Source organism: Streptomyces sp. DS1-CR2 (assembly GCF_055760475.1).
Map to the genome: position 1 here is coordinate 4,606,764 of NZ_CM147085.1, position 26,369 is coordinate 4,633,132.

26 protein-coding genes and 1 pseudogene are annotated in these 26,369 nt (G+C 70.6%); 14 read left to right on the top strand and 13 right to left on the bottom strand.

Going from position 1 to position 26,369, the window contains the following annotated elements; translation table 11 throughout:
• The first annotated feature begins 157 nt into the window (after positions 1–157).
• Both ACY0PA_RS22170 and ACY0PA_RS22175 read left to right on the top strand, forming a co-directional pair.
• Positions 158–340 carry an ATP-binding protein gene (locus ACY0PA_RS22170; protein ID WP_473086395.1) on the top strand — a complete coding sequence of 61 codons (183 nt, stop codon included), beginning with the start codon at positions 158–160 and terminating at the stop codon, positions 338–340.
• A 296-nt stretch (positions 341–636) separates the two neighbouring features.
• Positions 637–729: pseudogene (locus ACY0PA_RS22175) on the top strand (transcriptional regulator); the annotation flags it as partial.
• Between the two features lie 84 nt (positions 730–813).
• Here the strand turns inward: ACY0PA_RS22175 and ACY0PA_RS22180 are convergent.
• The 5 genes from ACY0PA_RS22180 to ACY0PA_RS22200 form a co-directional block, all read right to left on the bottom strand.
• Positions 814–1,467 carry a class I SAM-dependent methyltransferase gene (locus tag ACY0PA_RS22180; RefSeq protein WP_473079469.1) on the bottom strand — a complete coding sequence of 218 codons (654 nt, stop codon included), beginning with the start codon at positions 1,465–1,467 and terminating at the stop codon, positions 814–816.
• An 84-nt stretch (positions 1,468–1,551) separates the two neighbouring features.
• Positions 1,552–2,754, bottom strand: coding sequence for a permease (locus ACY0PA_RS22185; RefSeq protein ID WP_473079470.1), 1,203 nt, complete (start codon positions 2,752–2,754; stop codon positions 1,552–1,554).
• 121 nt (positions 2,755–2,875) lie between these two features.
• Entirely contained in the window at positions 2,876–3,802 is a 927-nt protein-coding gene (locus tag ACY0PA_RS22190) for a hypothetical protein (protein ID WP_473079471.1), read from the bottom strand.
• A 105-nt stretch (positions 3,803–3,907) separates the two neighbouring features.
• A complete protein-coding gene (locus ACY0PA_RS22195) occupies positions 3,908–4,351 on the bottom strand; it encodes a hypothetical protein (RefSeq protein ID WP_473079472.1) in 444 nt (147 codons plus the stop codon).
• A 558-nt stretch (positions 4,352–4,909) separates the two neighbouring features.
• Positions 4,910–5,569 (bottom strand): FMN-dependent NADH-azoreductase, encoded by a 660-nt coding sequence (locus tag ACY0PA_RS22200; protein WP_473079473.1) that lies wholly within the window; start codon positions 5,567–5,569, stop codon positions 4,910–4,912.
• A gap of 133 nt (positions 5,570–5,702) precedes the next feature.
• Between ACY0PA_RS22200 and ACY0PA_RS22205 the strand changes: the two genes are divergently transcribed.
• The 4 genes from ACY0PA_RS22205 to ACY0PA_RS22220 all read left to right on the top strand — a co-directional run bounded on the left by ACY0PA_RS22205 (position 5,703) and on the right by ACY0PA_RS22220 (position 9,525).
• On the top strand, positions 5,703–6,080 hold the full coding sequence (locus ACY0PA_RS22205; RefSeq protein ID WP_473079474.1) for a winged helix-turn-helix transcriptional regulator: 378 nt from the start codon (positions 5,703–5,705) through the stop codon (positions 6,078–6,080).
• A gap of 182 nt (positions 6,081–6,262) precedes the next feature.
• Positions 6,263–7,696, top strand: a complete 1,434-nt coding sequence (locus ACY0PA_RS22210; RefSeq protein WP_473079475.1) for a DUF2252 domain-containing protein — start codon at positions 6,263–6,265, stop codon at positions 7,694–7,696.
• Between the two features lie 295 nt (positions 7,697–7,991).
• Positions 7,992–8,858 carry a J domain-containing protein gene (locus tag ACY0PA_RS22215; protein WP_473079476.1) on the top strand — a complete coding sequence of 289 codons (867 nt, stop codon included), beginning with the start codon at positions 7,992–7,994 and terminating at the stop codon, positions 8,856–8,858.
• Positions 8,859–9,195: 337 nt separating this feature from the next.
• Complete coding sequence (locus ACY0PA_RS22220; RefSeq protein WP_100596514.1) at positions 9,196–9,525, top strand: rhodanese-like domain-containing protein; 330 nt, start codon at positions 9,196–9,198, stop codon at positions 9,523–9,525.
• An 8-nt stretch (positions 9,526–9,533) separates the two neighbouring features.
• On the opposite strand, the gene ACY0PA_RS22225 is transcribed toward ACY0PA_RS22220, so the two are convergent.
• The 6 genes from ACY0PA_RS22225 to paaA all read right to left on the bottom strand — a co-directional run bounded on the left by ACY0PA_RS22225 (position 9,534) and on the right by paaA (position 14,617).
• A complete protein-coding gene (locus ACY0PA_RS22225) occupies positions 9,534–10,673 on the bottom strand; it encodes an acyl-CoA dehydrogenase family protein (RefSeq protein WP_473079477.1) in 1,140 nt (379 codons plus the stop codon).
• Positions 10,674–10,841: 168 nt separating this feature from the next.
• Positions 10,842–11,900 (bottom strand): 2Fe-2S iron-sulfur cluster-binding protein, encoded by a 1,059-nt coding sequence (locus tag ACY0PA_RS22230; protein ID WP_473079478.1) that lies wholly within the window; start codon positions 11,898–11,900, stop codon positions 10,842–10,844.
• The gene (gene paaD / locus ACY0PA_RS22235) at positions 11,900–12,526 is read right to left on the bottom strand and encodes a 1,2-phenylacetyl-CoA epoxidase subunit PaaD (protein ID WP_473079479.1); all 627 of its coding nucleotides are present in this window, start codon (positions 12,524–12,526) and stop codon (positions 11,900–11,902) included. Before paaD ends, ACY0PA_RS22230 begins: the two co-directional genes overlap by 1 nt.
• Entirely contained in the window at positions 12,520–13,266 is a 747-nt protein-coding gene (paaC, locus tag ACY0PA_RS22240; RefSeq protein WP_473079480.1) for a 1,2-phenylacetyl-CoA epoxidase subunit PaaC, read from the bottom strand. Before paaC ends, paaD begins: the two co-directional genes overlap by 7 nt.
• Positions 13,263–13,553, bottom strand: coding sequence for a 1,2-phenylacetyl-CoA epoxidase subunit PaaB (gene paaB, locus ACY0PA_RS22245; RefSeq protein ID WP_227296143.1), 291 nt, complete (start codon positions 13,551–13,553; stop codon positions 13,263–13,265). The genes paaC and paaB overlap by 4 nt, the downstream gene beginning before the upstream one ends.
• Positions 13,550–14,617 (bottom strand): 1,2-phenylacetyl-CoA epoxidase subunit PaaA, encoded by a 1,068-nt coding sequence (paaA, locus tag ACY0PA_RS22250; protein WP_473079481.1) that lies wholly within the window; start codon positions 14,615–14,617, stop codon positions 13,550–13,552. The genes paaB and paaA overlap by 4 nt, the downstream gene beginning before the upstream one ends.
• A gap of 263 nt (positions 14,618–14,880) precedes the next feature.
• Here paaA and ACY0PA_RS22255 point away from each other — a divergent pair, with 263 nt between their 5' ends.
• The 3 genes from ACY0PA_RS22255 to ACY0PA_RS22265 are packed head-to-tail and all read left to right on the top strand — an operon-like array spanning position 14,881 to position 17,966.
• A complete protein-coding gene (locus ACY0PA_RS22255) occupies positions 14,881–15,942 on the top strand; it encodes a DUF5819 family protein (RefSeq protein ID WP_473079482.1) in 1,062 nt (353 codons plus the stop codon).
• A complete protein-coding gene (locus ACY0PA_RS22260) occupies positions 15,939–17,138 on the top strand; it encodes an HTTM domain-containing protein (protein ID WP_473079483.1) in 1,200 nt (399 codons plus the stop codon). Before ACY0PA_RS22255 ends, ACY0PA_RS22260 begins: the two co-directional genes overlap by 4 nt.
• Before the next feature lie 45 nt (positions 17,139–17,183).
• Entirely contained in the window at positions 17,184–17,966 is a 783-nt protein-coding gene (locus ACY0PA_RS22265) for a TrmH family RNA methyltransferase (protein ID WP_473079484.1), read from the top strand.
• A 20-nt stretch (positions 17,967–17,986) separates the two neighbouring features.
• Here the strand turns inward: ACY0PA_RS22265 and paaN are convergent, their stop codons facing one another.
• Positions 17,987–19,693 (bottom strand): phenylacetic acid degradation protein PaaN, encoded by a 1,707-nt coding sequence (gene paaN / locus ACY0PA_RS22270; protein ID WP_473079485.1) that lies wholly within the window; start codon positions 19,691–19,693, stop codon positions 17,987–17,989.
• Positions 19,694–19,902: 209 nt separating this feature from the next.
• Here paaN and ACY0PA_RS22275 point away from each other — a divergent pair, with 209 nt between their 5' ends.
• Both ACY0PA_RS22275 and ACY0PA_RS22280 read left to right on the top strand, forming a co-directional pair.
• Positions 19,903–21,426, top strand: a complete 1,524-nt coding sequence (locus tag ACY0PA_RS22275) for a 3-hydroxyacyl-CoA dehydrogenase (protein WP_473079486.1) — start codon at positions 19,903–19,905, stop codon at positions 21,424–21,426.
• Positions 21,423–22,013 carry a TetR/AcrR family transcriptional regulator gene (locus ACY0PA_RS22280; RefSeq protein ID WP_100596504.1) on the top strand — a complete coding sequence of 197 codons (591 nt, stop codon included), beginning with the start codon at positions 21,423–21,425 and terminating at the stop codon, positions 22,011–22,013. The genes ACY0PA_RS22275 and ACY0PA_RS22280 overlap by 4 nt, the downstream gene beginning before the upstream one ends.
• Before the next feature lie 22 nt (positions 22,014–22,035).
• Here the strand turns inward: ACY0PA_RS22280 and ACY0PA_RS22285 are convergent, their stop codons facing one another.
• Entirely contained in the window at positions 22,036–22,638 is a 603-nt protein-coding gene (locus ACY0PA_RS22285) for an Lrp/AsnC family transcriptional regulator (RefSeq protein ID WP_473079487.1), read from the bottom strand.
• 173 nt (positions 22,639–22,811) lie between these two features.
• Here ACY0PA_RS22285 and pdhA point away from each other — a divergent pair, with 173 nt between their 5' ends.
• From pdhA to ACY0PA_RS22300, 3 genes are read left to right on the top strand one after another with little or no spacing between them, the layout of a single operon-like run.
• Positions 22,812–23,948 (top strand): pyruvate dehydrogenase (acetyl-transferring) E1 component subunit alpha, encoded by a 1,137-nt coding sequence (gene pdhA / locus ACY0PA_RS22290; RefSeq protein WP_473079488.1) that lies wholly within the window; start codon positions 22,812–22,814, stop codon positions 23,946–23,948.
• Positions 23,945–24,949: an alpha-ketoacid dehydrogenase subunit beta gene (locus ACY0PA_RS22295; protein WP_473079489.1), complete on the top strand. Its 1,005-nt coding sequence runs from the start codon at positions 23,945–23,947 to the stop codon at positions 24,947–24,949. Before pdhA ends, ACY0PA_RS22295 begins: the two co-directional genes overlap by 4 nt.
• On the top strand, positions 24,949–26,277 hold the full coding sequence (locus tag ACY0PA_RS22300; RefSeq protein ID WP_473079490.1) for a dihydrolipoamide acetyltransferase family protein: 1,329 nt from the start codon (positions 24,949–24,951) through the stop codon (positions 26,275–26,277). The genes ACY0PA_RS22295 and ACY0PA_RS22300 overlap by 1 nt, the downstream gene beginning before the upstream one ends.
• The last annotated feature ends 92 nt before the right edge of the window (positions 26,278–26,369 follow it).

The following is a 26,369-nucleotide window of genomic DNA, read 5'->3' on the forward strand; positions in this document are numbered from 1 at the left end:
TTAGCTGGACGGTACCGACAGTTCCCATGCGGCCCGGAGAGACGAGTCGTCGTGCGGCAGCGCGCTATCTGCGTCACGTCGCGCACCTGCCGACCCTCCGACTTTCGTCCCTCATCGGCCGACTCCCGCGCGGGGATACGACGAAGGGCAGTCGGTAATCGACCGCTTCACCCAGGCCGACCGCTCCCGCGCCACCAGCGGCACCGGCCTCGGACTGGCCATCACCGCCGCCATCGCGCGAGCCGCCGACGGCGAATACGGGGCCTTCAACCACCCCGACGGAGGCGCCGTCGTATGGGTCACCTTTCCCACCCTTCCGTCCCCGCCCATGTCCGCTTGATGCACCCCAAGCGCCATGCAACCGCGGTTGCATCAAGGTGGACTGACTGCTGGGAGCGTCGATGGGCCTGACCACGTCCGATCACGCGCGACCGCGCACAAGCCGCCGTACGCGCCCTAGCCGACGACCAGGCGGCAAAGCTCTCGCAGCAGCACCGCAAGGCACCCGTAGGGCGACCCGCGCCGGGACCTCGCGGTCCGGGCAGCTGCGTGCCGCGCACCTGAAGGGCGGTGCGCGGTAGATGGCCCCTCCCTGCCCTGTCCGCCTGGGCCGGGAGGGAGGCGATCGACGCCAACTACCGCCTCCGCGACGGGCACCTGCGACGCCTGGTCATGGAGACGCTCAGCCACGCGGACCACCGGGTGAGCGGGACCGCTCCACAAGACTGAGTCGCCCTCGCCCCGTTGTCTGCGACGCCGTGCTGGTTTCCGGCGGTCCTGCTCACATGGCTGATACAGGCCGTGATCGACCAATCACGTCGAGGTGTCTGACTGTCGGCGCAGGACCGCCCAGCTGCCCCAGCCGGCCTCTGACTCGGTCGCATGCCAGGTGCCGGGTAGGGCTGCGGTGACGGCGGCGGCGGGAAGGTACAGCGGTCCGTCGGAGCCGAGCTGGTTGATCCACAGCAGGATGCCGTCTGAGGTCAAGACGCGGGCGATTTCGGCGGGGAAGAGCAGCATGTCGATCGCGGCGATCACGGTGACGGAGGCGTCGGGCAGCGGCAGGGCGCTCGCGTCGGCCTGGACCCGTAGCGGTGAGCGGCCCTGGGCCTGCTGCAGCATGGCCATCGACAGGTCCACGCTGATCACCTGCGAAAATGCTGCGCCCAGCACAGAGGTGAACAGGCCGGTGCCCGAGCCGAGTTCGAGACATCGGCCCTTGTGCAGCGGTCCGCCGCGGGCAAGCGCGTCGCGCACGGGATCGTCGCGACCGGTGGCGCGGGCGGTGTCCCAGTCGGAGGCCAGCTGGTCGAACTGGTCGGCGATGAACTGCGCTGTCTCGGCTGTCCAGGGCCGGCGGCCGGCGGCCAGATCCTGGGCGAAGGCCCGGAAGGCGTCTGCCGTGCCGGGCGTCGGGATGGGTTTGTCGGCCGGGCTGGGCAGGACGCGCGGCAAGGTAGCAGTCACAGAAATACTCCAGCATGTCCGTGGTGTCTGGCGGATCGGCCCGGGGGCGGAATGGGCCCTCCACCCGCAGGTGGAGCGCCGCCCTCAGTGGTGTCCGCCGTGGGTGTCCTCTGTGTGGTGTCCGTGCTGCATGTGGTCGGCGTGGTCGTGGCCGGTGTCGGGCGAGCCGCCCATCATGCGGAGCATGGACAGCCCGCCGGTGCGCCAGAAGCGCACCAGGAGCACCGCGGCCAGGATCAGGAAGGCGATGTTGAGCCAGGTGGTGTAGTTCCAGCTCACGCCCCCCATAGGGATCTTCGCATCGGTCTGGTCGGGGATCAGGCCAAGCCCCCCGAAGGCGAATTCGACGATGTACCCGGCGACGACCATCGCGAGATAGAACGTGCCGAGCAGGAAGGCGGCCGTCTTGGCGCCGTAGTACTTCCGGTAGATGTTGAGGATCGGCAGGATCAGCAGGTCGGCGAAGACGAACGCCACCACGCCGCCGAAGCTGATGCCGCCCTTCCACAGCACCACCGCTAGCGGCACGTTGCCGATGGAGCACACGAACGAGGCGATCGCCACCAGCGGGCCGACGATCGGGCCCCACAGCTTGGCGGCGAGAGGGTGGCCGTCGAAGAAGAAGGTGCGCCAGAAGGAATCGGGAGCCCAGGCGGCGATGGCGCCGGCGATGAGCAGACCGACGACCAGGTCGCGCAGGATCGCCGCCCACTCCATGACGAACACGTGCGAGGTCGAGGTGAAACCCTCGCGGGAGAACAGGCGCCGGGCGAAGGAACCCTTGCCTGCTACGGACATGTCCATCGCGGCGTGGCCCTCCATCGACCCGGCCAGCCCGCGTTCAGCCTGCTCGCGGGCGGCGCGCAGGAGTTTGTCGCGCAGGAAGATCCGGAACAGGATAGCCAGCACGGTGATCATGATGGGGCCGCCGACGAATTCGGCGGCGGTGAACTGCCAGCCCATCAGCAGGGCCAGGATGACGCCGAGCTCGACGACGAGGTTGGTGGAGGCGATCTCGAAGGCCATAGCTGCGGTGAAGTCCGCGCCCTTGCGGAACAGTGAGCGGGCCAGCGCCACCGCCGCATAGGAGCAGGACGAAGACGCCACGCCCAGGCCCGCCGCGACGGCCAGAGTGCGGGGCCGGTCGTCGCCGAGCAGGGAGACGACAGTGGACTTGCGGATCACGGCCTGGACGACGGCCGACAGCGTAAAGCCCAGGATCAGGGCCCAGGTGATCTCCCAGGTCATGGACCCGGTGATCGACAGTGCGTGCAGTACGGCGTGCATTCGTGAAGCCTTCCCTCGAAGGCGCGGCGTACGGCCGACGGACACGCCCTCGCGCTGGTTGAGGAGCGGCCTGTCGGTCCGGTCACGGGGCGCCGCCGCAAGGGCGGCGCCCCGCTTGGGTTCAGCCGACGTGCAGGGTCAGGGCGGCGGTGTGGAGCTTGCCGCCGGTCTGAAACTGCAGAAACAGCCGCCAGTTGCCGGAGGTGGGCAGTTCGGCGTGGAAGGCGAGGTCGGGGCCGCCGTGGTCGCCGGTCACCTTGGTGGTGGGGTGCAGGTGAGCGAACGCGGCGTCGCCTTCATGGAAGGCGGTCAGGTGAGCGTAGGTGTCCAGGTAGGGCTGCAGGTCGGTGACCGGCTTGCCGTCCTTGGCGATGGAGACGGTCAGCGGGTGCGCCATGCCGGCCATGGGCTCGCCCTTGACGGTGACGGTGTACCCGTCGACCTGCGCGCTGGTCGCGGGAGCGGGCAGTGGGGTCTTCGTGGCGCTGCCGGGCACGGTGACGGTGCGCGAAAGCACGAAGTCCTTGCCCTTGCCAGGCCCGGCATCGGGGGTGAAGGAGGCGAACAGGCGCCAGGAGCCCGGTGCGAGGGCGGCCAGACCAGCGGTCCAGGTGCCGTCGGCTGCCATGGTGGGGTGGATGTGCTGGAAGCCGGTGAGGTCGGAGCGGATGGCGTAGAAGTGCATCCGTTTGGTCTGGTCGAGGGCGAAGCCGGTGACCGGCTTGCCGTCCGGGCCCGTGATCGTAAACCGGTAGGCAGCCTGTTCGCCGGATGGCAGGGGCGCGTTCTTGGAGGTGAGGCGGTAGCCGTCCTGGGTGTCGGACAGGCCGTTGCTGGAAGCCATGTGGTCCATGCCCGGCATGTCACCCATGGCTTGCGACGCGCTGGGTGAAGAGGACGCAGAGGACTTGCTGCCGTGGTCCATGCCGGGCATGGACGAAGAGTCGCTGGAGGAGCCGCACGCGGCCAGCGTCAGCGCGAGTGCGGCTGCGGCGCCGGCCGCGGCGAGGCTGCGGCGGCGCGTGGTGAAACGGGAAGAGGTGACCATCGAAGTGGGATCTTTCCGGGTGGGCGCACCACACCGGTGGCGCGCGGAAACGAGCAGGACACGGTGCCGGTTTCCGGCCTGTGGCCGGGGTCCGGGGTGCGCCTGTCACGTCCGCGCGATGCACACCTGAAGCAGGAGATCTCGTCCGTCGGCCGCTGGCCCCCGCCGCCCCCTCCCCCTGGTCGCTGCCCGCAGTTGGGTCAGCGTCCCTGGGACGAATACGGCGGCGCCTGCGATGCCGAGCAGACCGGGCCCAGGCAGGGGGGTCCGCTCTTGGGCGGGGGTCGACACGCACAGCACTCCGGGAATCCCGGAGGCGTCGGCGGCCCGGTCGGCGGGGCCAGGATCGTGAGCGGTCCGCGCATGGGTCGGCAGCGCAGCCGTGTCGTGGCCGCCGGTCATCGGCGAGGCCGCGGTCATGGCGCTATGACAGCCCTCCCCGGCCGCGGCCGGGGCGCCGTGCATGAGGAACAGCCCGAACAGCACCGCGCACACCGCCAGCAGCCGGGCGATGCCCCGCCTGCCTGCCTGCGCGCTGTCCACGGCCATACCCTTTCCTTTTCGTTCAGCCTCGTCTAGCGACGATACCCCAGCCGGGTATCGCTTGCCTGGCGGAGGTGTCCTGCACGACGCGGCCTGCGTAGCGACTGACTGGCACCTCCACTCCCCGTCCATCGTGCGGATCGTCTCCGCCTGGGGCCGCGGGATCGTCAGCCGGTGGTTCCGTATCCGAGGCATGGGCAGAGCCCCGTCGCCCCTGCGCAGTGACTGAAGAGCTACATGTCGGCGCGCTTGCGATGTGACCCGACACCCCGGCCCACCTGGGCGGCGGGAAACGATCAAGCGCATCCCGGGAAACGATCTTCGGAGGCTGCGGGTAGGCACCGGCCAGCGCATATCGTCGGTTCCCCACAAGTTCAGAAGCCCCGCAGATCTCAGATCTGCGGGGCTTCTGCGTTTTCCGGATGTGAGCGGTCCTGTGGTGAGGACAATCACACTGATTGTTGAAGGGTCCCCGGCGACGTAGGGGACGTCCCGTACGGGAGTCCTACGGGACGGGTCGTAGGGGGCGGGGGACCCTTGGTGCCTCGGTGGCGGTGCGGAGCGTCAGGCGGCGTCGGCCGAGAAGCGCGCGGCGAGCTCCTTGGCTCGGGCGTCAGCGTCCTCCAGGGCCTTGGCGCGGGACGCCTCGGCGAGCGGGATGAGCTCGCTCATCGCCGGAGTCGTGTGCGCCAGGGTCAGTTCGGGAACGATGAAGGCCACGTCCAGGCCGAGCATCGTGCCGAGAAGGTCACGCAGATAGTTCTGCACGTACTCGAAGGGCTCGCGCGGGGTGCCCGGCGCGTAGGAGCCGCCACGGCTGGCGACGACCGTGACCGGCTTCCCCTTCGCTGACGGCGTCTCGCCGGCGGTGCGCCCCATGAGGATCACCTGGTCCAGCCATGCCTTCAGGGTCGACGGGATCGAGAAGTTGTACATAGGGGCGCCGATCAGCACCGCGTCCGCCTGCTCCAGCTCCTCGATGAGCTTCCGGCGCTCGGCAAAGGCCGCGGCCTGCTCCGGGCTGTGGGTGGCGGGATCGGCGAAACCGGCGGAGGCGCCGACCGTGTCCAGGTGCGGAACCGGGTTCACGGCCAGATCGCGGTAGATCACGGTGCCGTCGGGGTGCTGCTCCTCCCAGGTCTTGCGGAACGTATCGGCGACGGTGCGGGAAGCGGAGGCGGAGCCGGGCCAGACGGACGAGTCGATGTGAAGAAGGGTGGGCATGGGGGGCTCCAAAGGTGCGGGGTGGTCGGGAAGTAGGTAGGTGGCTCGGTAGGTGTAGTTCCGTTCGTAGCTACCGTATGAACAGTAACTTACTTTTATTTAGTCCCCTACGAGGGGGCAGTACTCTGAAGGCATGGCGGGCAACGGGGAACACGAGAGCGGCTCCGTACGCGAGGCGGGGGTCCACAACCCCGACGCGTGCAAGCGGGTCGACGGCGGCATCACCCGCGTCTTCGGCCTGCTCGGCAAACGGTGGACGGGACTCGTGGTCTCCGTTCTCCTCCAGCACCCCGTTCACTTCGCCGACCTGCGCCGGGCCATCCCCGGCATCAGCGAGCGCATGCTCTCGGACCGCCTCACCGAACTTGGCGCCGCCGGCCTCGTCGTACGCGAGGTCGACGAAGGACCCCCGCTCCGCGTCGCGTACCGCCTGACCGAAGCGGGCGCCGCCCTCGAACCTGCGCTGAAGGAACTCGGGCTGTGGGCCGAGGCGTATCTGCCTGAGGGGTAGAGCGGCTGGGCGAGGGAGGGCTGTGTGCCGGTTCCGTGCTCGGGCTCCGTGCTCGGGTTCCGTGCTCCGGTTCCGCGCTCGTTTTCCACAATCGCGGGGTTATCCACAGGCTCTGACGGGTTTCGGCCGACGGCGGTACGGTCGTTGCCAGTTGATGTTCAGAGACGGGGGAGGCGGTCCGCGTGACCGAGCTCGACACTGCGGTGCCGGCACAGCGTGAGGAACCGGCGGCTCGACGGCTGCCGGCCATCGAGGGGTTCGCGGCGCGCCCCTCCTCCGGATCACCCAAGCAGGAGGGCAAGGCCCTGCGCGACCGCGTACCACGCTCCGCGCAAGCGGCCCTCACCCTGCACCCCGCTCGCCCCGACGCCGTCAGGGCGGTCGAGGAGTCCAACCTCGGCCGGATCGAAGAGCTCACGCCCATACGCGTCGGCAGGATGGCGGCGACCCCATTCGCGTTCCTGCGCGGATCTGCCGGCCTCATGGCCCACGACCTCGCACAGACGCCCATAACCGGCATCGGCGCCCAGATCTGCGGAGACGCCCACGCGGCGAACTTCGGCCTTTACGCCGACGCCCGCGGCGGCCTCGTCATCGACCTCAACGACTTCGACGAAACGGTGCACGGCCCCTGGGAATGGGACGTGAAGCGACTCGCCACCTCGCTTGTCCTCGCGGGCCGCGTAGCCGGAGCCGACGAGGACACCTGCCGGGAAGCCGCGCACTACGCGGTGGGCGCGTACCGCCGCACCATGCGCCTGCTGGCCCGACTGCCCGCCCTCGACGCGTGGAACGCCATCGCCGACGAGGAACTCGTCTCCCACACCGACGCCCACGACCTCGTCGGCACGCTGGAACGCGTCTCCGAGAAGGCGCGCAACAACACCAGCGGAAGATTCGCCGCCAAGTCCACCGAACTTGCCGAGGACGGCACCCGCCGCTTCGTCGACGCACCACCCGTACTGCGCCGTGTACCCGACGCGGAGGCGTCCGAGGTCGCTGCCTCCCTAGGCGACTACCTGCAGACACTCTCCGAAGACCGCCTGCCCCTGCTCGGCCGCTACGCGATCCAGGACGTCGCCTTCCGCGTCGTCGGCACCGGAAGCGTGGGCACGAGGTCGTACGTCGTGCTGCTCCTCGACCACCGGGGAGAGGCGCTCGTGCTCCAGGTGAAGGAAGCCCGCCCCTCCGCGCTGCTGCCGCACCTGCCCGCAGTCGGATTCGATACGCCCGCGGCCGCCCATGAGGGGCGGCGCGTGGTCCTCGGACAGAAGCGGATGCAGGTCGTCAGCGACATCCTGCTCGGCTGGACGACCGTGGCCGGACGGCCCTTCCAGGTAAGGCAGTTCAGAAACCGCAAGGGAAGCGTCGACCCTGCGGCTCTCGCTGCCGATCAGATGGACGACTACGGCCGCATGACGGGCGCGCTCCTCGCCCGCGCACATGCACACAGCGCCGACCCTCGACTGATCGCCGGCTACTGCGGCAAGAACGAGGAACTGGACGAGGCCATCGCCCAGTTCGCGGTCACCTACGCGGACCGCACAGAACAGGACCACGCAGCCCTGGTCAGGGCTGTTCGGGCGGGGAGGGTGGGGGCTGAGACGGGGGTTTGAGGTGGGGCGGTGAAGGGGGCTGGCCTTCGGGGCAGGGGCAGGGGCAGGGGCAGGGGCAGGGGCAGGGGCAAGGGTTGGACGTGTGGGCCGGTTGGGTTGGGGTGGGGTGAGTCGGCTTGGGTCTGATTCAAGGGGGTGAGGGGGGCGGCTCGGGCTGGGGCCGGTTTTGGGGTGGGCTGAATTGAGTTGATCTGGGGTGGGGTGGGAGGGGGCGGGGGGGAGGGGGAGCCCCCCCCAGAACCTTTGAAATCAGGCGTCGAGCAATGCAGCCCGGACCGTGCCCTAGGCTGGACGGGTGACGACCCCGGAAGCCGAGTCGACCCCGTCCGAGGCCCCTGCCGCTGAGCCGCAGGGGCAGCCTGCTGCTGAGGGGCGGCCCGAGGAGCGGCTTGAGCGGGCTGTCCTCGCCGCCGAGCAGGCTCTGATCGAGTACGAGATCGCGGTGGAGACGTTCCGGGTCGAGGTGGAGAACTTCTCTCGGCTGCACCACCAGAAACTCGGCCCCATGTATACGCGCCTGGACGAGCTCGAGGCGCAGATCGCCGAGGCGGTCGCCGCGCGGAGCGGGGATCCGGAGGACCGGCGTAAGGCGGACGAGGCCAGGGCGCGTGTGATGCCCATGCCCGCGGTCGAGGAACTGTTCGACCAGTGGATGGACGGGGACGGTCTCTCGCCGGAGGCCTCCGCCATGCTCACCGATCAGCCCGTGCGGCCGCCGCAGCGTGTGCGGCCGAGCGACGAGGCGCGCAAGCTCTACCGGGAACTCGTCCGCAAGGCGCACCCGGATCTGGCGCAGGACGAGAAGGACCGGGCGCGGCGCGACGAGTTCATCGTGCGGGTCAACGCGGCATACGGCCGCGGCGACGAGGCCTTGCTGCGGGAGCTGTCCGACGAGTGGGCCGCGGGGCCTGTGCCCGAGGCGCGCAAGCCCAGCCCGAGCGAGGAGCTGTACGAGCGGCTCGAGTGGCTGGCGCAGCGCAAGGAGCTGCTGACGGCGGTTGCTCAGGAGCTGGAGGAGAGCGCGATCGGCGCGATGCTGCGGATGGCGCCGGACGACCCCGACCGGCTGCTCGAGGAGATCGCGGAGCAGCTGCTCGCGCAGGTCGCCGAGCGCGAGGCTGAGCTGGAGCGGCTGATGCGCGAGCAGGCTGCCGATAGCTGAGCGGGCTGGCGAGCACGCCGCTGGCGGTTGAGTGGTTGAGCGAGCAGGTTGCCGGTGGTTGGGCGAGCAGGCTTCTGGCAGTGAGCGGCTGAGCGAGCACGCTGCGGCGGCTGGGCAGCTGGGCAGCTGGGCAGCTGGGCAGCTGGGCGGCTGGGCGGCTGGGCAGCTGGGTCGGCCGGCCCAGCCGGTAGCTGGGTGTTTGCCCCCAGCCTGAGCGTCGTCGTTCCCACTCCGCGTTTCTGACGGTCGCCCGAGCCGCTGACCCGCCCCAGTGCCTGGCGGGTCAGGCCCCTGGGCGGGGTCGGGTAGCGTCGGGGGTATGCATTTCGGATCTGGTGTGCCCACGGTTGAGGTCGGCGAGCTCGTGGACGGGGACTTTCTCCTCGATGTCCGTGAGGACGATGAGTGGCAGGCGGGTCACGCCGAGGGTGCGTTGCACATTCCGATCAGTGAGTTCGTGGCGCGTTTCGGCGAGCTGACCGAGGCGGCTCCCCAGGACGGTCGGGTCAACGTGATCTGCCGGTCCGGCAGCCGTTCCGCGCAGGTGACGATGTACCTCGTGCAGCAGGGCATCGACGCGGTGAACGTAGACGGTGGCATGCAGGTGTGGGCCGCCGCCGGGCGTCCCGTCGTGGACGACAAGGGGCAGTCGGGCTTCGTTCTCTGACCCCTGGGTCAGCCGAGGGGATGGGCCGCCAGCAGGTCGCCGAGTGTCTCCTCGTGTGCGGCTGCCGGGCCGAGGGACAGTTCGAGCTGTTTGGCCCAGGCGTGGTAGCGGTGCAGCGGGTAGTCGGTGTCGGCGCCGAATCCTCCGTGCAGATGCTGTGCGGTCTGGACGACGCGTCGTACGCCTTCCGAGGCCCAGATCTTGGCGACCGCGATGTCGCCTGCCGTGGGGAGTGCTCCGGCTGCCTGCGTGCTGATGCGCCAGGCGGCCTGCCAGAGGGTGGCCTCCATGGCGCGCAGGTCGATGTAACGGTCCGCGGCCTGGACCGCGACCGCTTGGAATGTGGCCACCGGGTAGCCGAACTGCTCGCGCTTACTGGTGTAGTCGCCGGTCAGCTGCAGGACGCGTTCGCCGAGGCCCAGTGCCAGGGCGCAGGTTCCGGCGGTGAGGAGCTGGTGGAGCCGGTCCCAGGCCTCGTCGGTCTCGATGATCTGGTGGGGTTCGAGGCGCACGGAGTCGAGGTGGAGTTCGCCGAGGCGTTCGCCGGTCGTGGAGATCTGTTCGGCGAGGGTGAGTCCTTCGTGCGGATGGGGCAGTACGGCGATGACGGTGCGGCCCTGTGGGGTGTGGGCGGGTACGGCGATGTGGTCGGCGTTGTGCGCCCAAACCACGCCGGTTTGGATGCCGTCGAGGATCCAGGTGTCGGTGTCCGTGTCGCGGCGCGCGCTGACGGAGAGTTGGGCCGGGTCGTGGCCGGTGCGCCCCGCGGAGGCGGCGGTGAGGACGAGTTCGCCGCGGGCGGCCCGGGGGAGGATCTGCTTCTTCAACTCGTCGCTGCCGTGGGTCTGTACGGCGACGGCGGCCGCGGTGTGCTCCAGGAGCGGGACTCGGGCGAGTGCCTTGGCGGATTCCCGTAGGACCAGGCAGAGCGCGATGGCGTCCAGGCCCGCGCCGCCGTGTTCGGGGGCGAGCAGGAGGCTGAGCAGGTCGGCGTCGGCGAGTTTCGACCACAGGGCGCGGTCGAAGTCGTCTGCGACCGCGCCCTGGGTGAGGGCCGGGCTCGGCACGCTGTCGGGCGCTACCGGGCCGAACACGGCCTTGGCCGCCTCGACGGCCGCCTGCTGTTCTTCGGTGAAGGTGAAGTCCACTGCCCTGTCCCTCCGTGCACCGGTTCATCGTGGCGACCCGCCAGGATCTGACGGTGCGTCAAGGTAGAACAAGTTCTACGAGAAGGGAATACGCGGAGGGAATGCGCGGAGAATGCGAGGGCAGTGGCGCGGCTCGATCGGTCAGAGATCAGAGATCAGAGATCAGCGTCAGCGGTCGAAGTCCAGTTCCACCGTCTCCGTGGCCGGGTGGGACTGGCAGGCGAGTACGTAGCCGGCGTCGGTCTCCTCGGGTTCGAGTGCGAAGTTCCGGTCCATGCGCACCTCGCCCGAGACGAGGAACGCGCGACAGGTCCCGCAGACGCCGCCCTTGCAGGCGTATGGAGCGTCGGGGCGGTTGCGCAGCACGGTCTCCAGGAGTGATTCGCCGTCGTCGACGGGCCAGGTGCCGGAGCGGCCGTCGAGCTGGGCGGTGACCGTGGAGTGCGCGAGGGTCGGCGCGGGGCGCGCGGGTGCCGCTCCGTCGTCGACGTGGAAGATCTCCTCGTGGATGCGGGTTCTTCGTACGCCGAGGGCGCGCAGTGTGCGCTCTGCTTCCTGTACGAGTCCGAAGGGGCCGCACAGGTACCAGCCGGCTATGTCGTCTACGGGGAGCAGCGCGGGCAGGAGGGTCGTCAGGCGCTCCTGGTCGAGGCGGCCGGAGCCGAGGCCGGCCTGCTGCTCCTCCCGGGAGAGGACCGTGACCAGCTGGAACCGGTCGGGGTAGCGGTCCTTCAGGTCGGCCACCTCGTCCAGGAACATCGTCGAGGCGGCGGTGCGATCGCTGCGGATGAGGCAGAACCGGGCGTGCGGTTCGCGGGCCAGCAGGGTGGCCGCGATCGACAGGACCGGGGTGATGCCGCTGCCGCCGACCACGGCGGCGTAGAGCCCGGGGGTGGGTTCGAGGATGAAGCGGCCGGCAGGGATCATGACCTCCAGGGCGTCGCCGACGGCGATCTCCTTGAGGGCATAGGTCGAGAAGGAGCCGCCTTCGACGAGGCGGACGCCGACGCGGAGCGTGCGGGGGCCTTCGGGGCCGGGCGCGGGTGAGCAGATCGAGTAGGTGCGTCGGATCTCGCTGTCGTCGGCCGGGCGGCGCAGGGCGAGGTGCTGGCCCGGCGCGTGGCGGAATTCCTCACGGAGGGCTTCGGGGACCTCGAAGGTGAGGGCCACGGAGTCGTCGGTGAGCCGGTCGACCGCCGCTACGCGGAGCTGGTGGAAGCGGGCCATCACAACTCCTTGAAGTGGTCGAAGGGTTCGCGGCAGTCGAGGCAGCGCCGCAGGGCCTTGCAGGCGGTGGAGGAGAAGCGGCTCAGCAGTTCGGTGTCCGTGGATCCGCAGTGCGGGCAGCGCAGGGGGGAGTCGCCGGCCTCGGGGGCGCCGAGGAGCGCGGCGGCGGCCGCGTCGCCAGCTGAGCGCGTGGGTGTGGTGGTGCGCGTGGGGCTCAGGGTGACGGTCACCGGTTCCTGGTCCTCCCGGACGGCGCGGGGTGGCGCTATGCCGAACTCCCGGAGCTTGCGGCGGCCCTCGTCCGTGATGTCGTCCGTGGTCCAGGCCGGTGCGAGCACCCGCCGGACGGTGACGTCCGGTATCCCGCGCTCGTGCAGGATGCGCTCGATGTCCGTGGACATGGCCTCGACGGCGGGGCAGCCGGTGTAGGTGGGGGTCAGCTCCACCTCGACGCTGCCCGGGGTGAGGCAGTGGACGGCGCGGAGCACGCCGAGCTCTTCCAGGGTGAGCACGGGCAGTTCGGGGTCGGGCACGGAGCCGGCGAGGCGGCGCAGCTCAGCTTCGAGCGGCGTCTCCGGTCGGTCGGCGGTGTCCTGAGGGAAGGCTTCGGGGGCTTTGGTCACCATGACGCCCCCGGGTGGCTGCGGTGGAGGTGCTGCATCTCGGCGAGCATCCGTCCGAACGGTTCCGTGTGCAGGCCCTGGCGTCCCGCTCCGGCGCTCCAGGCTCCGGTCCGCGGTCCCTCGGGGACGGTCAGGGTCGCCCGGTCCAGGATGGCAGTGACCGATGCGGTCCAACTGGCCTCCATCTCGGGCCAGTCGATGTCGATTCCGTCGATGGGCTGGAACATCTCTCCGGTGTGACGCCAGAGTGTGTCGCAGGCCTGCTGCATCCGGTCGTGGCTTTCGGCGGTGCCGTCCCCGAGGCGTACGGTCCACTGCTCGGCGTGGTCCTGGTGGTACGCGACCTCCTTGACCGCCTTGGCGGCGAGGCCGGCGAGCGGTCCGTCGGTCGCGGCGAGGCGGCCGTACAGGAGGCGCTGGTACGTGGAGAAGTACAGCTGGCGGGCGATGGTGTGGGCGAAGTCGCCGTTGGGCTGTTCGACCAACTGGACGTTACGGAACGCGCGTTCCTCGCGCAGGTAGGCCAGCTCGTCCTCGTCGCCGACGAGGGAGAGCAGGACCCGGGCCTGGCCGAGGAGGTCGAGCGCGATGTTGGCCAGGGCGACCTCTTCTTCGAGGACCGGGGCGTGTCCGGCCCACTCCCCCAGTCGGTGCGACAGCACGAGCGCGTCGTCGCCCAGGGCGAGCGCCGCGGCAGCGGTGAGGGTGCCGCCGGACGAGTCGGGGTTCAGGGACGTGGTCACAGGTGCTTCACCCCTTCCGGGATCTCGTAGAACGTCGGGTGCCGGTACGGCTTGTCGGCGGAGGGCTCGAAGAAGGGGTCTTTCTCGTCGGGCGAGGAGGCGGTGATCGAGGTGGACGGGACGACCCAGATCGAGACGCCTTCGCCGCGGCGGGTGTACAGATCGCGGGCGTTACGCAGGGCGAGCTCGGCGTCCGGCGCGTGCAGGCTTCCCGCGTGGGTGTGCGACAGCCCGCGCCGGGAGCGTACGAAGACCTCCCACAGCGGCCAGTCCTTCGCGTCGCTCATGCCGTCGCCTTCCCGTTCGCCCCGGAGTCTTGTGCCCCGGAGTGCTTCGCCTCGGAGCGTTTTTTCGCCGCGTGGGCCGCGGCCGCTTCCCTGACCCAGGCGCCCTCGTCGTGCGCCTGCCTGCGCTGGGTGATCCGCTGTTCGTTGCACGGTCCGTTGCCCTTCAGGACCTCCCAGAACTCCGTCCAGTCGATGGCTCCGAAGTCGTGGTGCCCGCGCTCCTCGTTCCACACGAGGTCCGGGTCGGGGAGGGTGAGCCCGAGGGACTCGGCCTGCGGGACGCAGATGTCGACGAACCGCTGGCGCAGCTCGTCGTTCGAATGGCGCTTGATCTTCCATTCCATCGACTGCGCGGAGTGCGACGACTCGTCGTCCGGAGGGCCGAACATCATCAGGGACGGCCACCACCAGCGGTCGACGGCGTCCTGCGCCATCGCATGCTGGGCCTCGGTGCCGCGGCTCAGGGCGAGGAGGAGCTCGTAGCCCTGGCGCTGGTGGAAGGACTCCTCCTTGCAGATCCGCACCATGGCGCGCGCGTACGGCCCGTACGAGCAGCGGCACAGGGGGACCTGGTTCGTGATTGCGGCGCCGTCCACGAGCCAGCCGATGGCGCCGACGTCCGCCCAGGTGAGCGTCGGGTAGTTGAAGATCGACGAGTACTTCTGGCGGCCGCTGTGCAGCTTGTCGAGGAGCTCGTCGCGGCCCGTGCCGAGCGTTTCGGCGGCGCTGTACAGGTACAGGCCGTGGCCGGCCTCGTCCTGGACCTTGGCCATCAGGATCGCCTTGCGCCGCAGCGAGGGGGCGCGCGTGATCCAGTTGGCCTCCGGCTGCATGCCGATGATCTCGGAGTGGGCGTGCTGCGCGATCTGGCGCACGAGCGTCGCGCGATAGGCGTCCGGCATCCAGTCGCGGGGCTCGATGCGCTCCTCCGCCGCGACGGCGGTGTCGAACGCTGTCTGGTACGCGGCGGTGCCCGAGGCTTGGCCCGGGGCGGTGCCGGTGGCGTCGGACGTGGCGTGGGCCGCCTGTGTCCGCGCCGCTTGGTGCGCAGCTGCTGTCGCCATCCCGGTCTCCCTCGACCTTGAGCGAATCTCCCGACCGATCGTTCGGTTCGTTGGATTCAATGGTGGGACGTGGCGCCGTAGGGTGTCAACCCTGCGAGGTCCGGCCTGTGGATAAGTCCCACTGCCAGTCCCATGGCTCTGTGCCTCGCGAGCGCGGCTGAGTACCGTGCCGGTGCGGCGGCGGGAGCGGGCCGCGGGGCGAGGAATCGGTTCGGCACACGCGCGGACCGGAGGCATCGGGAAACTCGGGGAGACGGGGCGGCATGGACGCGTACGACAAGGGCTCGACCGCCCGGCGTTCCGACCCGGAGCCGCAGCCGGGGCCGGAGCCGGGCCCTTCGCGCAGTCCGGCGCCGGATCAGGTACCCCTGCCTAACCACGAGCCCGACCCAAACCACGAGCCCGGCCCAAACCACGAGCCCGGCCCAAACCACGAGCCCGGCCCAAACCACGAGCCCGGCCCAAACCACGAGCCCGGCCCAAACCACGAGCCCGGCCCAAACCACGAGCCCGGCCCAAACCACGAACCTGAGTCGGATCTCCCGTCCCCACCCCTCGCGCCCCCGCCCCCGTCCGCCCCACCCCGTATCGGACTGTCGGCCCTCTCCCTCCGCTACCAGATCGCCGCTGCCTGCGCGCTCGTCGTGATCGCGCTCGGGGCGTGTGTGCACCTCGCGATGGTCTTTCTGCACGTTTCGCCGCCCAACACCGTCTCCAAGGAGTACGGCGGGGCCGTCGACGGCTGGATCTATCCGGAGTTCGAGCAGAACTGGAAGCTGTTCGCGCCCAACCCGCTTCAGCAGAACATCGCCGTGCAAGCCCGCGCGGAGATCCGTACGGCCGACGGCGGCACGCGTACGACCGGCTGGTACGACCTGTCGGCACAGGACGGCGCCGACATCGACGGGAATCTGCTGCCCAGCCACACGCAGCAGAACGAGTTGCGCCGGGCCTGGGACTTCTATGTGTCCGCGCACGACAGTGAGAACCGCCCGAACGGTCTGCGAGGCCAGCTCTCCGAGCGCTACATCCGCCGCATCGTCGTCCTGCGGCTGTCCCACGAGGACGGGCTGACGGTCGCCGGCAAGGCGGCCGCCGGCGAGAAGGCCACCATCGCCCGCGTCCAGGTCCGCTCGCGGACCACCAACGTGGCGCCGCCCCCGTGGAGTGACGAGAAAGTGGATCCCAAGCCTGTCTACCGGGAGGTTCTCTGGTGGACGGTGACGGCCGCGGACAGGGCACTCGACAGCAACAGCCAGAGCGAGAGCCGTAACGGCACCGGCACGCGCGCGCGTGCCGCCACCGACGGGACGGATGCCCGGTGAACCGCATAGACCGCATAGACCGGGTCACCGGGTCCGCCCTCGGCCCCTACCAGACCGCCGTCATCCGGATCGGGTTCTCCGCGACCTGGCTGCTCTTCCTGCTGCGTGAGTTCCCCAACCGCCACGAGCTGTACGGGCCCGACGGGCCGTGGAGCTGGGACATGGCGCAGCAGCTGATCGCCGGCAACGGCGCCTTCACCGCTCTGATGTGGTCGGACGGCCGCGTCTGGTTCGAGATCGTCTACGCCGCCGCGGTCGTGACCAGTGCGCTGCTGATGCTGGGCTGGCGTACTCGGGCCATGTCCGTCCTGTTCATGATCGGCGTGCTCTCGCTGCAGAACCGCAGCATCTTCATGGGCGACGGCGGCGACAACGTCATCCACCTGATGTCGATCTACTTGGTGTTCACGCGGTGCGGGCAGGTCTGGTCGCTGGACGCGCGGCGAGCGGCACGCGCGCGTGAGCACTCTGCGCGCGAGAGCGGCATCGGGCCGCCGGACCGGGTGGGGCCGGTGGCGTGGTGGCTCGCGGGGCTCGGGCTCTCCGTGATCACGTTCATGGGGGTCGTGAGCGGGGGCTGGCTGGTCGTGTTCTGGGGGCTGTGGGCCGTGCAGGGCCTGTGGTGGGCGGTGAACCGGAGGGACCCGTACAGCGAGCACCGACTGCTGCTCGACGTGATCGCGAACCTCGCGCACAACGCCGCTCTTCTCGTGATCATGGCGGAAGCGTGTCTGATCTACGCGACGGCCGGCTGGTACAAGATCCAGGGCAGTCGCTGGCAGGACGGGACGGCGGTCTACTACCCGCTCCACCTGGACTACTTCTCGCCCTGGCCGGCCCTGGGCGACCTGCTCGCCTCGCACGGGCTGATGGTGATGCTCGTGTCGTACGGGACGGTCGCCGTGCAGGTCGCCTTCCCGTTCACGCTGTTCAACCGGCGCGTCAAGAACGTCCTGCTGGTCGCCATGATGTGCGAGCACGCGGCGATCGCCGTCCTGCTCGGGCTGCCGTTCTTCTCGCTCGCGATGATCGCCGCCGATGCCGTATTCCTGCCGACGTCGTTCCTGAAGCGGCTGGGGGGATGGGTGGCACGCGCGCGCGGAGGCCTTATTTCCCGTACGGCCGGTGCTCCTGCGGTGCCGGGGCCTCGCGCAGCCGAGAGCCCCGAACAGGCCCACGTAGGCTTCTCGCCATGAGCAGGGCGAACAGCGTGGACAGGCGAGCATGAACAGACGAGCGGCATGAACAGGGTGGATGTCGCCGGCGTCGATGAATGGCGCGCCCGTGCAGAGGCGTCCGTGCTCCTCGACGGGTTCCACGCGCTCAAGCACGCCCTGCGTTTCGGCGCGCGCGTGCCCGTGGCTCTGACGACCGGCCGTGCCGCCGCGCTGGCCCTGGCCGAGGAGCTCGCCCCCGACGTGCGGGACGCCCTGGACGGGCTCCTGGTGGAGGTGCCGGAGGAGACGCTGCGCGCCCTGGTGCCGCGTCTGCATCCCACGGGGGTGGCCGCGCTGGCGGTGCGGCCAGACCGGGCGGAGAGCCTGGCCGCCGTGGCGCACCTGCCGAGGACCGCGCCCGTTGTCGTCCTCGACAACCCCCGCAACCTCGGCAACGCGGGCGCCGTCATCCGGCTCGCCGCGGGCTTCGGGGCGACGGGCGTCGTCATGACCGGCAGCCTCGACCCCTGGCACCCGACCGTCGTCCGCGGGGGCGCCGGCCTGCACTTCGCGACGGCCGTCGAGCGCCTGGCGGTGGAGGAGCTGCCGCCGGGGCCCATGTACGCGCTCGATCCGGAGGGCGAGGACATCCGGGGGACTGCGCTGCCGGACGACGCGCTGCTCGCCTTCGGCTCGGAGCGCAGCGGCCTGTCGCCCGAACTGCGCGCCCGCGCCGACCACTTGGTGTCGCTGCCGATGCGGGCGCAGGTCTCCAGCTACAACCTGGCGACGAGCGTCGGCATGACGCTCTTCCACTGGAGCACCTGCGGCACGCCGGGCGGTCCCGCGGGCCGCCCGGCCGCCTGAGCTGACGTCCCTCGGAGGCCTCAGGCCTCCTTGCGCACCTCCACGACCCGGAAGCGGTTCGCCACGAACGCTCCGTCGCACAGCGCCGCGTTGGCCGCGGGGTTGCCGCCGGAGCCGTGGAAGTCCGAGAACGCCGCCGTCTGGTTCACGTACACCCCGCCCGTGAGGTTGACGGACAGCTGGGCGCACTCTTCGAGGCAGACCTCTTCGACGCCTTCGGCGACCTCGTCGGAGGTCGTGTACGCGCCGACGGTCATCGCGCCCTCCTCGCGCACCGTGCGCCGCAGCAGGTCCAGCGCGTCCGCCGTGGAGTCGACGGCGACGGCGAAGGAGACCGGGCCGAAGCACTCGCTGAGGTAGGCGGAGTCGGATTCGGCGCCGTCCCAGAACTTCCGTGCGCCATCCTGCTTGACGATCATCGGCGTACGGACGACGGCACCGGGGAACTCCGGGTTGCTGATCTCCCGTGAGGCGAGGGCGACTTCGCCGAGGCCGGAGGCCGCCTCCAGGCGGGACTTCACGTCCGGGTTGACCAGGGCGCCGAGCAGCGCGTTCGCCCGGGCGTCGTCGCCGAGAAGGTCGCCGACCGCGGCCGCGATGTCGGTGACCACCTCGTCGTACGTCTTGGGGCCTTCGTCCGTGGTGATGCCGTCGCGCGGGATGAGCAGGTTCTGCGGGGTGGTGCACATCTGTCCGCTGTACAGGGACAGGGAGAACGCGAGGTTCGCCAGCATTCCCTTGTAGCGGTCGGTCGAGTCGATGACGACCGTGTTGACGCCGGCCTTCTCCGTGTAGACCTGAGCCTGCCGGGCGTGCGTCTCCAGCCAGTCGCCGAACGCCGTCGAGCCCGTGTAGTCGATGATCTTGATCTCGGGGCGCAGGGCGATGGTCTTGGCGATGCCTTCGCCGGGCTTCTCGGCGGCCAGCGCGACCAGATTCGGGTCGAAGCCGGACTCGGCGAGGACCTCGCGGGCGACCTGGACGGTCAGGGCGAGGGGCAGCACCGCGCGCGGGTGGGGCTTCACCAGGACGGGGTTGCCGGTGGCGAGGGAGGCGAAGAGCCCCGGATATCCGTTCCACGTCGGGAAGGTGTTGCAGCCGATGAGGAGCGCGATGCCGCGGCCGACCGGCGTGAACTGCTTGCCGAGGACGAGGGGGTCGCGCTTGCCCTGCGGCTTGGTCCACTCCGCCGCGTCCGGTGTGCGCACCTGCTCGACGTACGCGTACGCCACCGCTTCGAGCCCGCGGTCCTGCGCGTGGGGGCCGCCCGCCTGGAACGCCATCATGAAGGCCTGGCCGCTGGTGTGCATCAAGGCGTGCGCGAACTCGTGCGTACGCGCGCTGATCCGGGCCAGGATCTCCAGACATACGGCGGCCCGCGCCTCGGCGCCCGCCTCGCGCCACGCGCGCATGCCCGCGCGCATCGCGGGGAGCAGGACGTCCAGGTCGGGGTGCGGGTAGGTGACGCCCAACTCGACGCCGTACGGCGACATTTCGCCGCCCACCCAGTCGTCCGTGCCGGGCTGGCCGAGGTCGATCCGGGTGCCGGAGAGCGCGTCGAAGGCGGCCTTGCCCTCGGGCATGCTCAGGCTTCCTTGCTCTCCGTAGGCCTTGGGGTGCTCGGGGTGCGGTGACCAGTACGCGCGCGTGCGGATCGCTTCCAGCGCTTGGTCAAGGGTGGGCCGGTGCTTGGCGATCAGGTCGTGCGCAGTGGCTTCGGCGGCCATGACGGACCAACTCCTCGTCGAGGCGGCTCTTCGTCGAGCCGGCGAGCTGGGCAGGAACAGCTGGGCAGGAACAGCCAGACACGGTTAGAGTAACCGAACGATCGGTCGGGACAAGGGGGGTCCGTCGAACCTGTGGAAAACTTCGCGCCCGCCTCAGCGCCCCGACCCCCGGGACCCCGGCCGTCGCTGCGTGCGGGAGGATCGCGACCATGACAGCACCCGAGCTCGGCAGCCCCGAACGCCTTGTGGGCGTGGTGGGCACCGGCACCATGGGCCAGGGCATCGCCCAGGTCGCCCTGACCGCAGGTCACCCCGTCCGGCTCTACGACGCCGTACCGGGCCGCGCCGAGGAGGCTGCGGACGCTATCGCCGCGCGCCTGGACCGCCTGGTCGACAAGGGCAGGCTCGACGCGGCCGAGCGCGACGCCGCGCGTGCGCGTCTGAGTGCCGCCGGTTCCCTCGAGGAGTTCGCGGGGGCGGCGCTCGTCGTCGAGGCCGTACTGGAGCGGCTCGACGTGAAACAGCAGCTGTTCACGGACCTGGAGGAGATCGTCGCGGACGACTGTCTGCTCGCGACGAACACCTCGTCCCTGTCCGTCACGGCCGTCGGCGGCGCGCTGCGTCTGCCGGGCCGCCTCGTCGGCCTGCACTTTTTCAACCCCGCGCCCCTGATGCCGCTGGTCGAGGTGGTCTCCGGCGCGGCGACCGACGTAACGGCGGCCACGCGCGCGTACGAGACGGCCCGCTCCTGGGGCAAGACCCCCGTCGTCTGCGCCGACACCCCCGGATTCATTGTCAACCGCATCGCCCGCCCCTTCTACGCCGAGGCGTTCGCGGTCTACGAGGAGCAGGGCGCCCAGCCCGCCACCATCGACGCCGTCCTGCGCGAGTGCGGCGGCTTCAAGATGGGCGCCTTCGAGCTGACGGACCTCATCGGACAGGACGTCAACGAAGCCGTCACCCGCTCCGTGTGGGAGGCCTTCTTCCAGGACGTGAAGTTCCGGCCGGCCCTCGCCCAGCGGCGCCTGGTCGAGGCCGGCATGCACGGCCGCAAGACGGGCCGCGGCTGGTACGCGTACACGGACGGTGAGGACCGCCCGGAGCCGCACACCGCGCAGCCCGCCCAGGCGCCCGCGTACGTCGTCGCCGAAGGCGACCTGGGGCCTGCCGGCGAGCTTCTCGCGCTGATCCGCGAGGCGGGCATCCCGGTGCGCGAGGAGGACGAGGACAACGGCACGCGCCTGGTCCTTCCCGGCGGTGGCCAGCTCGCCCTCGCGGACGGCCAGACGTCCGTCGAGTACCGGGACGTCATCTACTTCGATCTCGCGTTCGACTATCGCGCCGCGACCCGGATCGCGCTCGCGACCTCTCAGGAAGCGTCCCCGCAGACCTTGCGCGAGGCCACCGGGCTCTTCCAGGCCATCGGCAAGGACGTCAGCGTCATCGGGGACGTGCCCGGCATGATCGTCGCGCGCACGGTCGCGCGGCTCATCGACCTGGCGCACGATGCCGTCGCCAAGGGAGTGGCCACTCCGGAGGACATCGACACGGCGATGCGCCTGGGCGTCAACTACCCACTGGGGCCCATCGAGTGGAGCAGGAAGCTCGGCAAGAACTGGGCGTACTCCCTCCTCGACGATCTGCACCTGCGCGACCCGTCCGGCCGTTACGCGCCCTCGCTCGCGCTCTACCGCCACTCGTACGCCTCCGACAAGCGGGAGGGCTCCGCATGACCACCGCAAGGCGCGACACCTATACGCCCGAGACCCTCCTGTCGGTCGCCGTGCAGGTCTTCAACGAGCGAGGCTACGACGGCACTTCGATGGAGCACCTCTCCAAGGCGGCCGGTATCTCCAAGTCGTCGATCTACCACCACGTCGCCGGCAAGGAGGAGCTGCTGCGCCGCGCCGTCAGCCGCGCGCTCGACGGCCTCTTCGGCATCCTCGGCGAGGAGCACGCGTGCGTGGGGCGTGCCGTCGAGCGCCTGGAGTACGTGACCCGGCGCATGGTCCAGGTCCTGATATCCGAGCTGCCGTACGTGACCCTGCTGCTGCGCGTGCGCGGGAACACCGACGCGGAGCGCTGGGCGATGGAGCGGCGCAGGGAGTTCGACCACCAGGTGGCCGAGCTTCTGAAGGCGGCCGCGGCCGACGGTGACGTGCGGGGCGACATCGAGGTACGGCTCGCGACCCGCCTCGTGTTCGGCATGATCAACTCGATCGTGGAGTGGTACCGGCCGGGCGGCCGGGGCATGGACGACCGCGAAGTCGCCGACGCCGTCGTGCAGTTGATCTTCGGAGGGCTGCGCAAGGAGGACTGACGTCCCCGGGGCGGTGGGCGCCTCAGGCGTCCGGCTCCAGGTCCTCCTCCTCGAACACCAGCAGCGTCCGCGTGCTCAGCACCTCCGGCATGGCCTGGAGCTTGGTGAGTACGAGCTCCCGCAGGGCCCTGTTGTCCTGCGTGTGCACCATCAGGAGCACATCGAAATCGCCGCTGACCAGCGCGATGTGCGAGGCCTCCGGGAGCCGGCGCAGCTGCTCGCGAACGGTGCGCCAGGAGTTCTGGACGATCTTGAGCGTGATGTACGCGGAAGCGCCCTGCCCGGCCCGCTCGTGGTTGACCCGGGCGCCGAACCCGCGGATGACACCGTCGTCGATGAGCCGGTTGATCCGCGCGTAGGCGTTGGCCCGTGACACGTGGACGCGCTCGGCGACGGAGCGTATCGAGGCCCGGCCGTCCATCTGGAGCATCTGCAGGATGTCGCGGTCGATGGCGTCCAGTGCGCGCGGCTGGTACTCGGGGCGGCTCTCGGGAGGGCGCGGCGGGGAGCCCGGGCGGCTGTCGGGGCCGCTGTCCGGGCCGCTGTCCGGGCCGCCGTCGGGCGCGCGGGGCGGAGTCTCGGGGTGGTCGCCGCCCGGGCCGTCGGCCATTCGTTCAGATGCCATGTCCCCCCGCCTCCCTACCATGGACGTACTGCGTCCATCCCAGGCTGTGGAGAACCGTTTGTCCACAGCCTGGAGGTGCCTGTAGCCAAAATGTGCTGACGACCGAACAATCGGTAGGTGGGGCGCATCACACCGTCGCGTCTCTCAGCCGCTTCCAACGAGGAGGTGCCGTCATGACGGTCATGGAGCAGCGGGATGCCTACCGGCCCACCCCGCCGCCCGCCTGGCAGCCGCGCACGGATCCCGCGCCGCTACTGCCCGACGCCGAGCCGTTCCGGGTTCTCGGCACCGACGCCGCGGCCAAGGCCGACGCCCGGCTCCTGCACCGGCTGTACGCGGAGGTGGTGCGCGGCCGCAGGTACAACGCGCAGGCGACCGCCCTGACGAAGCAGGGCCGGCTCGCGGTCTACCCCTCCAGCACCGGACAGGAGGCCTGCGAGGTCGCGGCCGCCCTCGTCCTGGAGGAGCGCGACTGGCTCTTCCCCAGCTACCGGGACACCCTCGCCGCCGTAGCCCGCGGCCTCGACCCCGTACAGGCCCTGACCCTGCTGCGGGGCGACTGGCACACCGGGTACGACCCGCGCGAGCACCGCGTCGCCCCCCTGTGCACGCCGCTCGCTACGCAGCTCCCGCACGCCGTGGGCCTCGCGCACGCCGCCCGCCTCAAGGGTGACGACGTGGTCGCGCTCGCCATGGTCGGCGACGGAGGCACCAGCGAGGGCGACTTCCACGAGGCGCTGAACTTCGCGGCGGTGTGGCAGGCCCCGGTCGTCTTCCTCGTCCAGAACAACGGCTTCGCCATCTCCGTACCGCTCGACAAGCAGACCGCCGCCCCGTCCCTGGCCCACAAGGCCGTCGGATACGGGATGCCCGGCCGCCTCGTCGACGGGAACGACGCGGCGGCCGTGCACGAGGTCCTCGCCGAAGCCGTGCGCCACGCGCGCGGAGGGGGCGGCCCGACCCTCGTCGAGGCGATCACCTACCGCATGGAGGCGCACACGAACGCGGACGACGCCACGCGCTACCGCGCCGATGCAGAGGTCGACGCCTGGCGCGACCACGACCCGATCCTGCTCCTGGAGCGGGAGTTGACGGATCGCGGACTCCTCGACGAGGAAGGCATACGAGCCGTGCGCGACGACGCCGAGAAGATGGCCGCCGACCTGCGCGAGCGCATGAACCAGGATCCGGTGCTCGACCCCATGGACCTCTTCCGCGACGTCTACGCCGAGCAGACGACGCAACTGCGCGAGCAGGCCGCCCAGTTGCGCGCCGAGCTCGACGCCGAGGCGGACGGGGCGGGCCGATGACCACCGTCGCCGCCAAGCCGGCCACCATGGCGCAGGCCTTCGGCCGCGCCCTGCGCGACGCCATGGCCGCCGACCCCTCCGTGCACGTCCTCGGCGAGGACGTCGGCACGCTGGGCGGCGTCTTCCGAGTCACCGACGGACTCGCCAAGGAGTTCGGTGACGCCCGCTGCACGGACACGCCGCTCGCCGAGGCGGGCATTCTCGGCACCGCGGTCGGCATGGCCATGTACGGCCTGCGGCCCGTCGTCGAGATGCAGTTCGACGCGTTCGCCTACCCCGGCTTCGAGCAGCTGATCTCGCACGTCGCGAAGATGCGCAACCGCACCAGGGGCGCCATGCCGCTGCCCCTCACCGTGCGCGTGCCCTACGGCGGCGGCATCGGCGGCGTCGAGCACCACAGCGACTCCTCCGAGGCCTACTACATGGCCACCCCGGGCCTCCATGTCGTCACGCCCGCCACCGTGGCCGACGCCTACGGCCTGATGCGCTCCGCCATCGCCTCCGACGACCCCGTCGTCGTCCTCGAACCCAAGCGGCTGTACTGGTCGAAGGACTCCTGGAACCCCGAGCACCCGACGGACGTTGAACCCATCGGACGGGCCGTGGTCCGCCGTACCGGCAGCAACGCCACCCTCATCACGTACGGGCCGTCGCTGCCCGTCTGCATGGAGGCGGCGGAGGCGGCGCGGGCCGAGGGCTGGGATCTGGAGGTCGTCGATCTGCGCTCCCTGGTGCCGTTCGACGACGAGACGGTCAGCGCGTCCGTGCGCCGCACCGGGCGGGCGATCGTCGTGCACGAGTCGGGCGGCTTCGGCGGCCCGGGCGGTGAGATCGCCGCGCGCGTCACCGAACGATGCTTCCACCACCTGGAGGCGCCGGTCCTGCGGGTGGCCGGGTTCGACATCCCGTATCCGCCGCCGATGCTGGAGCGGCACCATCTGCCGGGAGTCGACCGGATCCTGGACGCGGTCGCGCGGCTGCAGTGGGAGGCGGGCAGCTGATGGCACAGGTCCTCGAGTTCAAGCTGCCCGACCTCGGCGAAGGCCTCACCGAGGCTTCGATCGTCACCTGGCTCGTCCAGGTCGGCGACGTCGTGGCGGTGGACCAGCCGGTCGTCGAGGTGGAGACCGCCAAGGCGATGGTCGAGGTCCCGTGCCCCTACGGGGGCGTGGTCACCGCCCGCTTCGGCGAGGAGGGCACCGAACTGCCCGTCGGCTCGCCCCTCCTGACGGTCGCTGTGGGCACACCGGCCGAAGAGGAGGGTGACGACGAGGGGTCCGGGAACGTCCTGGTGGGATACGGCACCGCGGCCGCCCCCGCGCGCCGCCGCCGGGTCCGCCGACAGGGCGACCTCCCCGTGGCAGCGCCTGCGGCACCCACCCGTAATGCCCCGTCCGCCCCGGTTCCGAAGGCGCCGGCGCGGAGCGGACCCGTGCCGGTCATCTCCCCTCTCGTGCGCAAGCTCGCCCGCGAACACGGTGTCAACCTGCGCGAGTTGCCCGGGTCGGGACCCGAAGGACTCATCATGCGGGCCGATGTCGAGAACGCCATGCGGGAGACGGTGCAGGCGCGGGCCCACGTGGCGGAGGCGGAGGTCGCGGCCCCGGCTCCGGCCCAGGCCCCAGTGGGCGGGACCGCCGACGGCATCCGTGTCCCTCTGCGCGGCCTCCGAGGCGCCGTGGCCGACAAGCTCGCCCGCAGCCGCCGCGAGATCCCCGACGCGACCTGCTGGGTGGACGCCGACGCCACGGAGTTCATGCACGCGCGCGTGGCCATGAACGCGGCCGGCGGGGAGAAGATCTCCGTACTCGCCCTGCTCGCCCGCATCTGCACCGCAGCCCTGGCCCGCTACCCGGAGCTCAACTCGCGAGTCGACATGGCGGCCCGGGAGGTCGTGCAGCTCGACGCCGTGCACCTCGGGTTCGCCGCCCAGACCGAGCGCGGACTCGTCGTCCCCGTCGTGAGGGACGCGCACGTACGCGACGCTGAGTCCCTGAGTGCCGAGTTCGCCCGCCTCACGGACGCGGCGCGGGCCGGCCGGCTCACGCCAGGGGAACTCACGGGCGGCACGTTCACGTTGAACAACTACGGCGTCTTCGGCGTCGACGGTTCGACGCCGATCATCAACCACCCCGAGGCAGCGATGCTCGGCGTGGGCCGGATCATCCCCAAACCGTGGGTCCACCAGGGGGAGTTGGCGGTGCGCCAGGTCGTCCAGCTGTCGCTCACCTTCGACCACCGGGTGTGCGACGGCGGCACGGCAGGCGGCTTCCTGCGCTACGTCGCGGACTGCGTCGAACAGCCGGCGGTGCTCCTGCGCACCCTGTGAGGAGGGCCTGCGCGTCCTGTGAGCACGAGCCCGCGCACCCTGTGACCACGAACGGCCCGCCCCGCCCACCCCGATGTGACGTAAATCCTCGC

Excerpts from the sequence above, each read along its gene's own strand:
- ACY0PA_RS22185 (WP_473079470.1), bottom strand. The coding sequence starts at position 2,754 with ATGCACGCCGTACTGCACGCACTGTCGATCACCGGGTCCATGACCTGG.
- ACY0PA_RS22190 (WP_473079471.1), bottom strand. The coding sequence starts at position 3,802 with ATGGTCACCTCTTCCCGTTTCACCACGCGCCGCCGCAGCCTCGCCGCG.
- ACY0PA_RS22195 (WP_473079472.1), bottom strand. The coding sequence starts at position 4,351 with ATGGCCGTGGACAGCGCGCAGGCAGGCAGGCGGGGCATCGCCCGGCTG.
- ACY0PA_RS22200 (WP_473079473.1), bottom strand. The coding sequence starts at position 5,569 with ATGCCCACCCTTCTTCACATCGACTCGTCCGTCTGGCCCGGCTCCGCC.
- ACY0PA_RS22205 (WP_473079474.1), top strand. The coding sequence starts at position 5,703 with ATGGCGGGCAACGGGGAACACGAGAGCGGCTCCGTACGCGAGGCGGGG.
- ACY0PA_RS22230 (WP_473079478.1), bottom strand. The coding sequence starts at position 11,900 with ATGGCCCGCTTCCACCAGCTCCGCGTAGCGGCGGTCGACCGGCTCACC.
- paaD (WP_473079479.1), bottom strand. The coding sequence starts at position 12,526 with ATGGTGACCAAAGCCCCCGAAGCCTTCCCTCAGGACACCGCCGACCGA.
- paaB (WP_227296143.1), bottom strand. The coding sequence starts at position 13,553 with ATGAGCGACGCGAAGGACTGGCCGCTGTGGGAGGTCTTCGTACGCTCC.
- paaA (WP_473079481.1), bottom strand. The coding sequence starts at position 14,617 with ATGGCGACAGCAGCTGCGCACCAAGCGGCGCGGACACAGGCGGCCCAC.
- ACY0PA_RS22255 (WP_473079482.1), top strand. The coding sequence starts at position 14,881 with ATGGACGCGTACGACAAGGGCTCGACCGCCCGGCGTTCCGACCCGGAG.
- ACY0PA_RS22265 (WP_473079484.1), top strand. The coding sequence starts at position 17,184 with ATGAACAGGGTGGATGTCGCCGGCGTCGATGAATGGCGCGCCCGTGCA.
- paaN (WP_473079485.1), bottom strand. The coding sequence starts at position 19,693 with ATGGCCGCCGAAGCCACTGCGCACGACCTGATCGCCAAGCACCGGCCC.
- ACY0PA_RS22275 (WP_473079486.1), top strand. The coding sequence starts at position 19,903 with ATGACAGCACCCGAGCTCGGCAGCCCCGAACGCCTTGTGGGCGTGGTG.
- ACY0PA_RS22280 (WP_100596504.1), top strand. The coding sequence starts at position 21,423 with ATGACCACCGCAAGGCGCGACACCTATACGCCCGAGACCCTCCTGTCG.
- ACY0PA_RS22285 (WP_473079487.1), bottom strand. The coding sequence starts at position 22,638 with ATGGCATCTGAACGAATGGCCGACGGCCCGGGCGGCGACCACCCCGAG.
- pdhA (WP_473079488.1), top strand. The coding sequence starts at position 22,812 with ATGACGGTCATGGAGCAGCGGGATGCCTACCGGCCCACCCCGCCGCCC.
- ACY0PA_RS22295 (WP_473079489.1), top strand. The coding sequence starts at position 23,945 with ATGACCACCGTCGCCGCCAAGCCGGCCACCATGGCGCAGGCCTTCGGC.
- ACY0PA_RS22300 (WP_473079490.1), top strand. The coding sequence starts at position 24,949 with ATGGCACAGGTCCTCGAGTTCAAGCTGCCCGACCTCGGCGAAGGCCTC.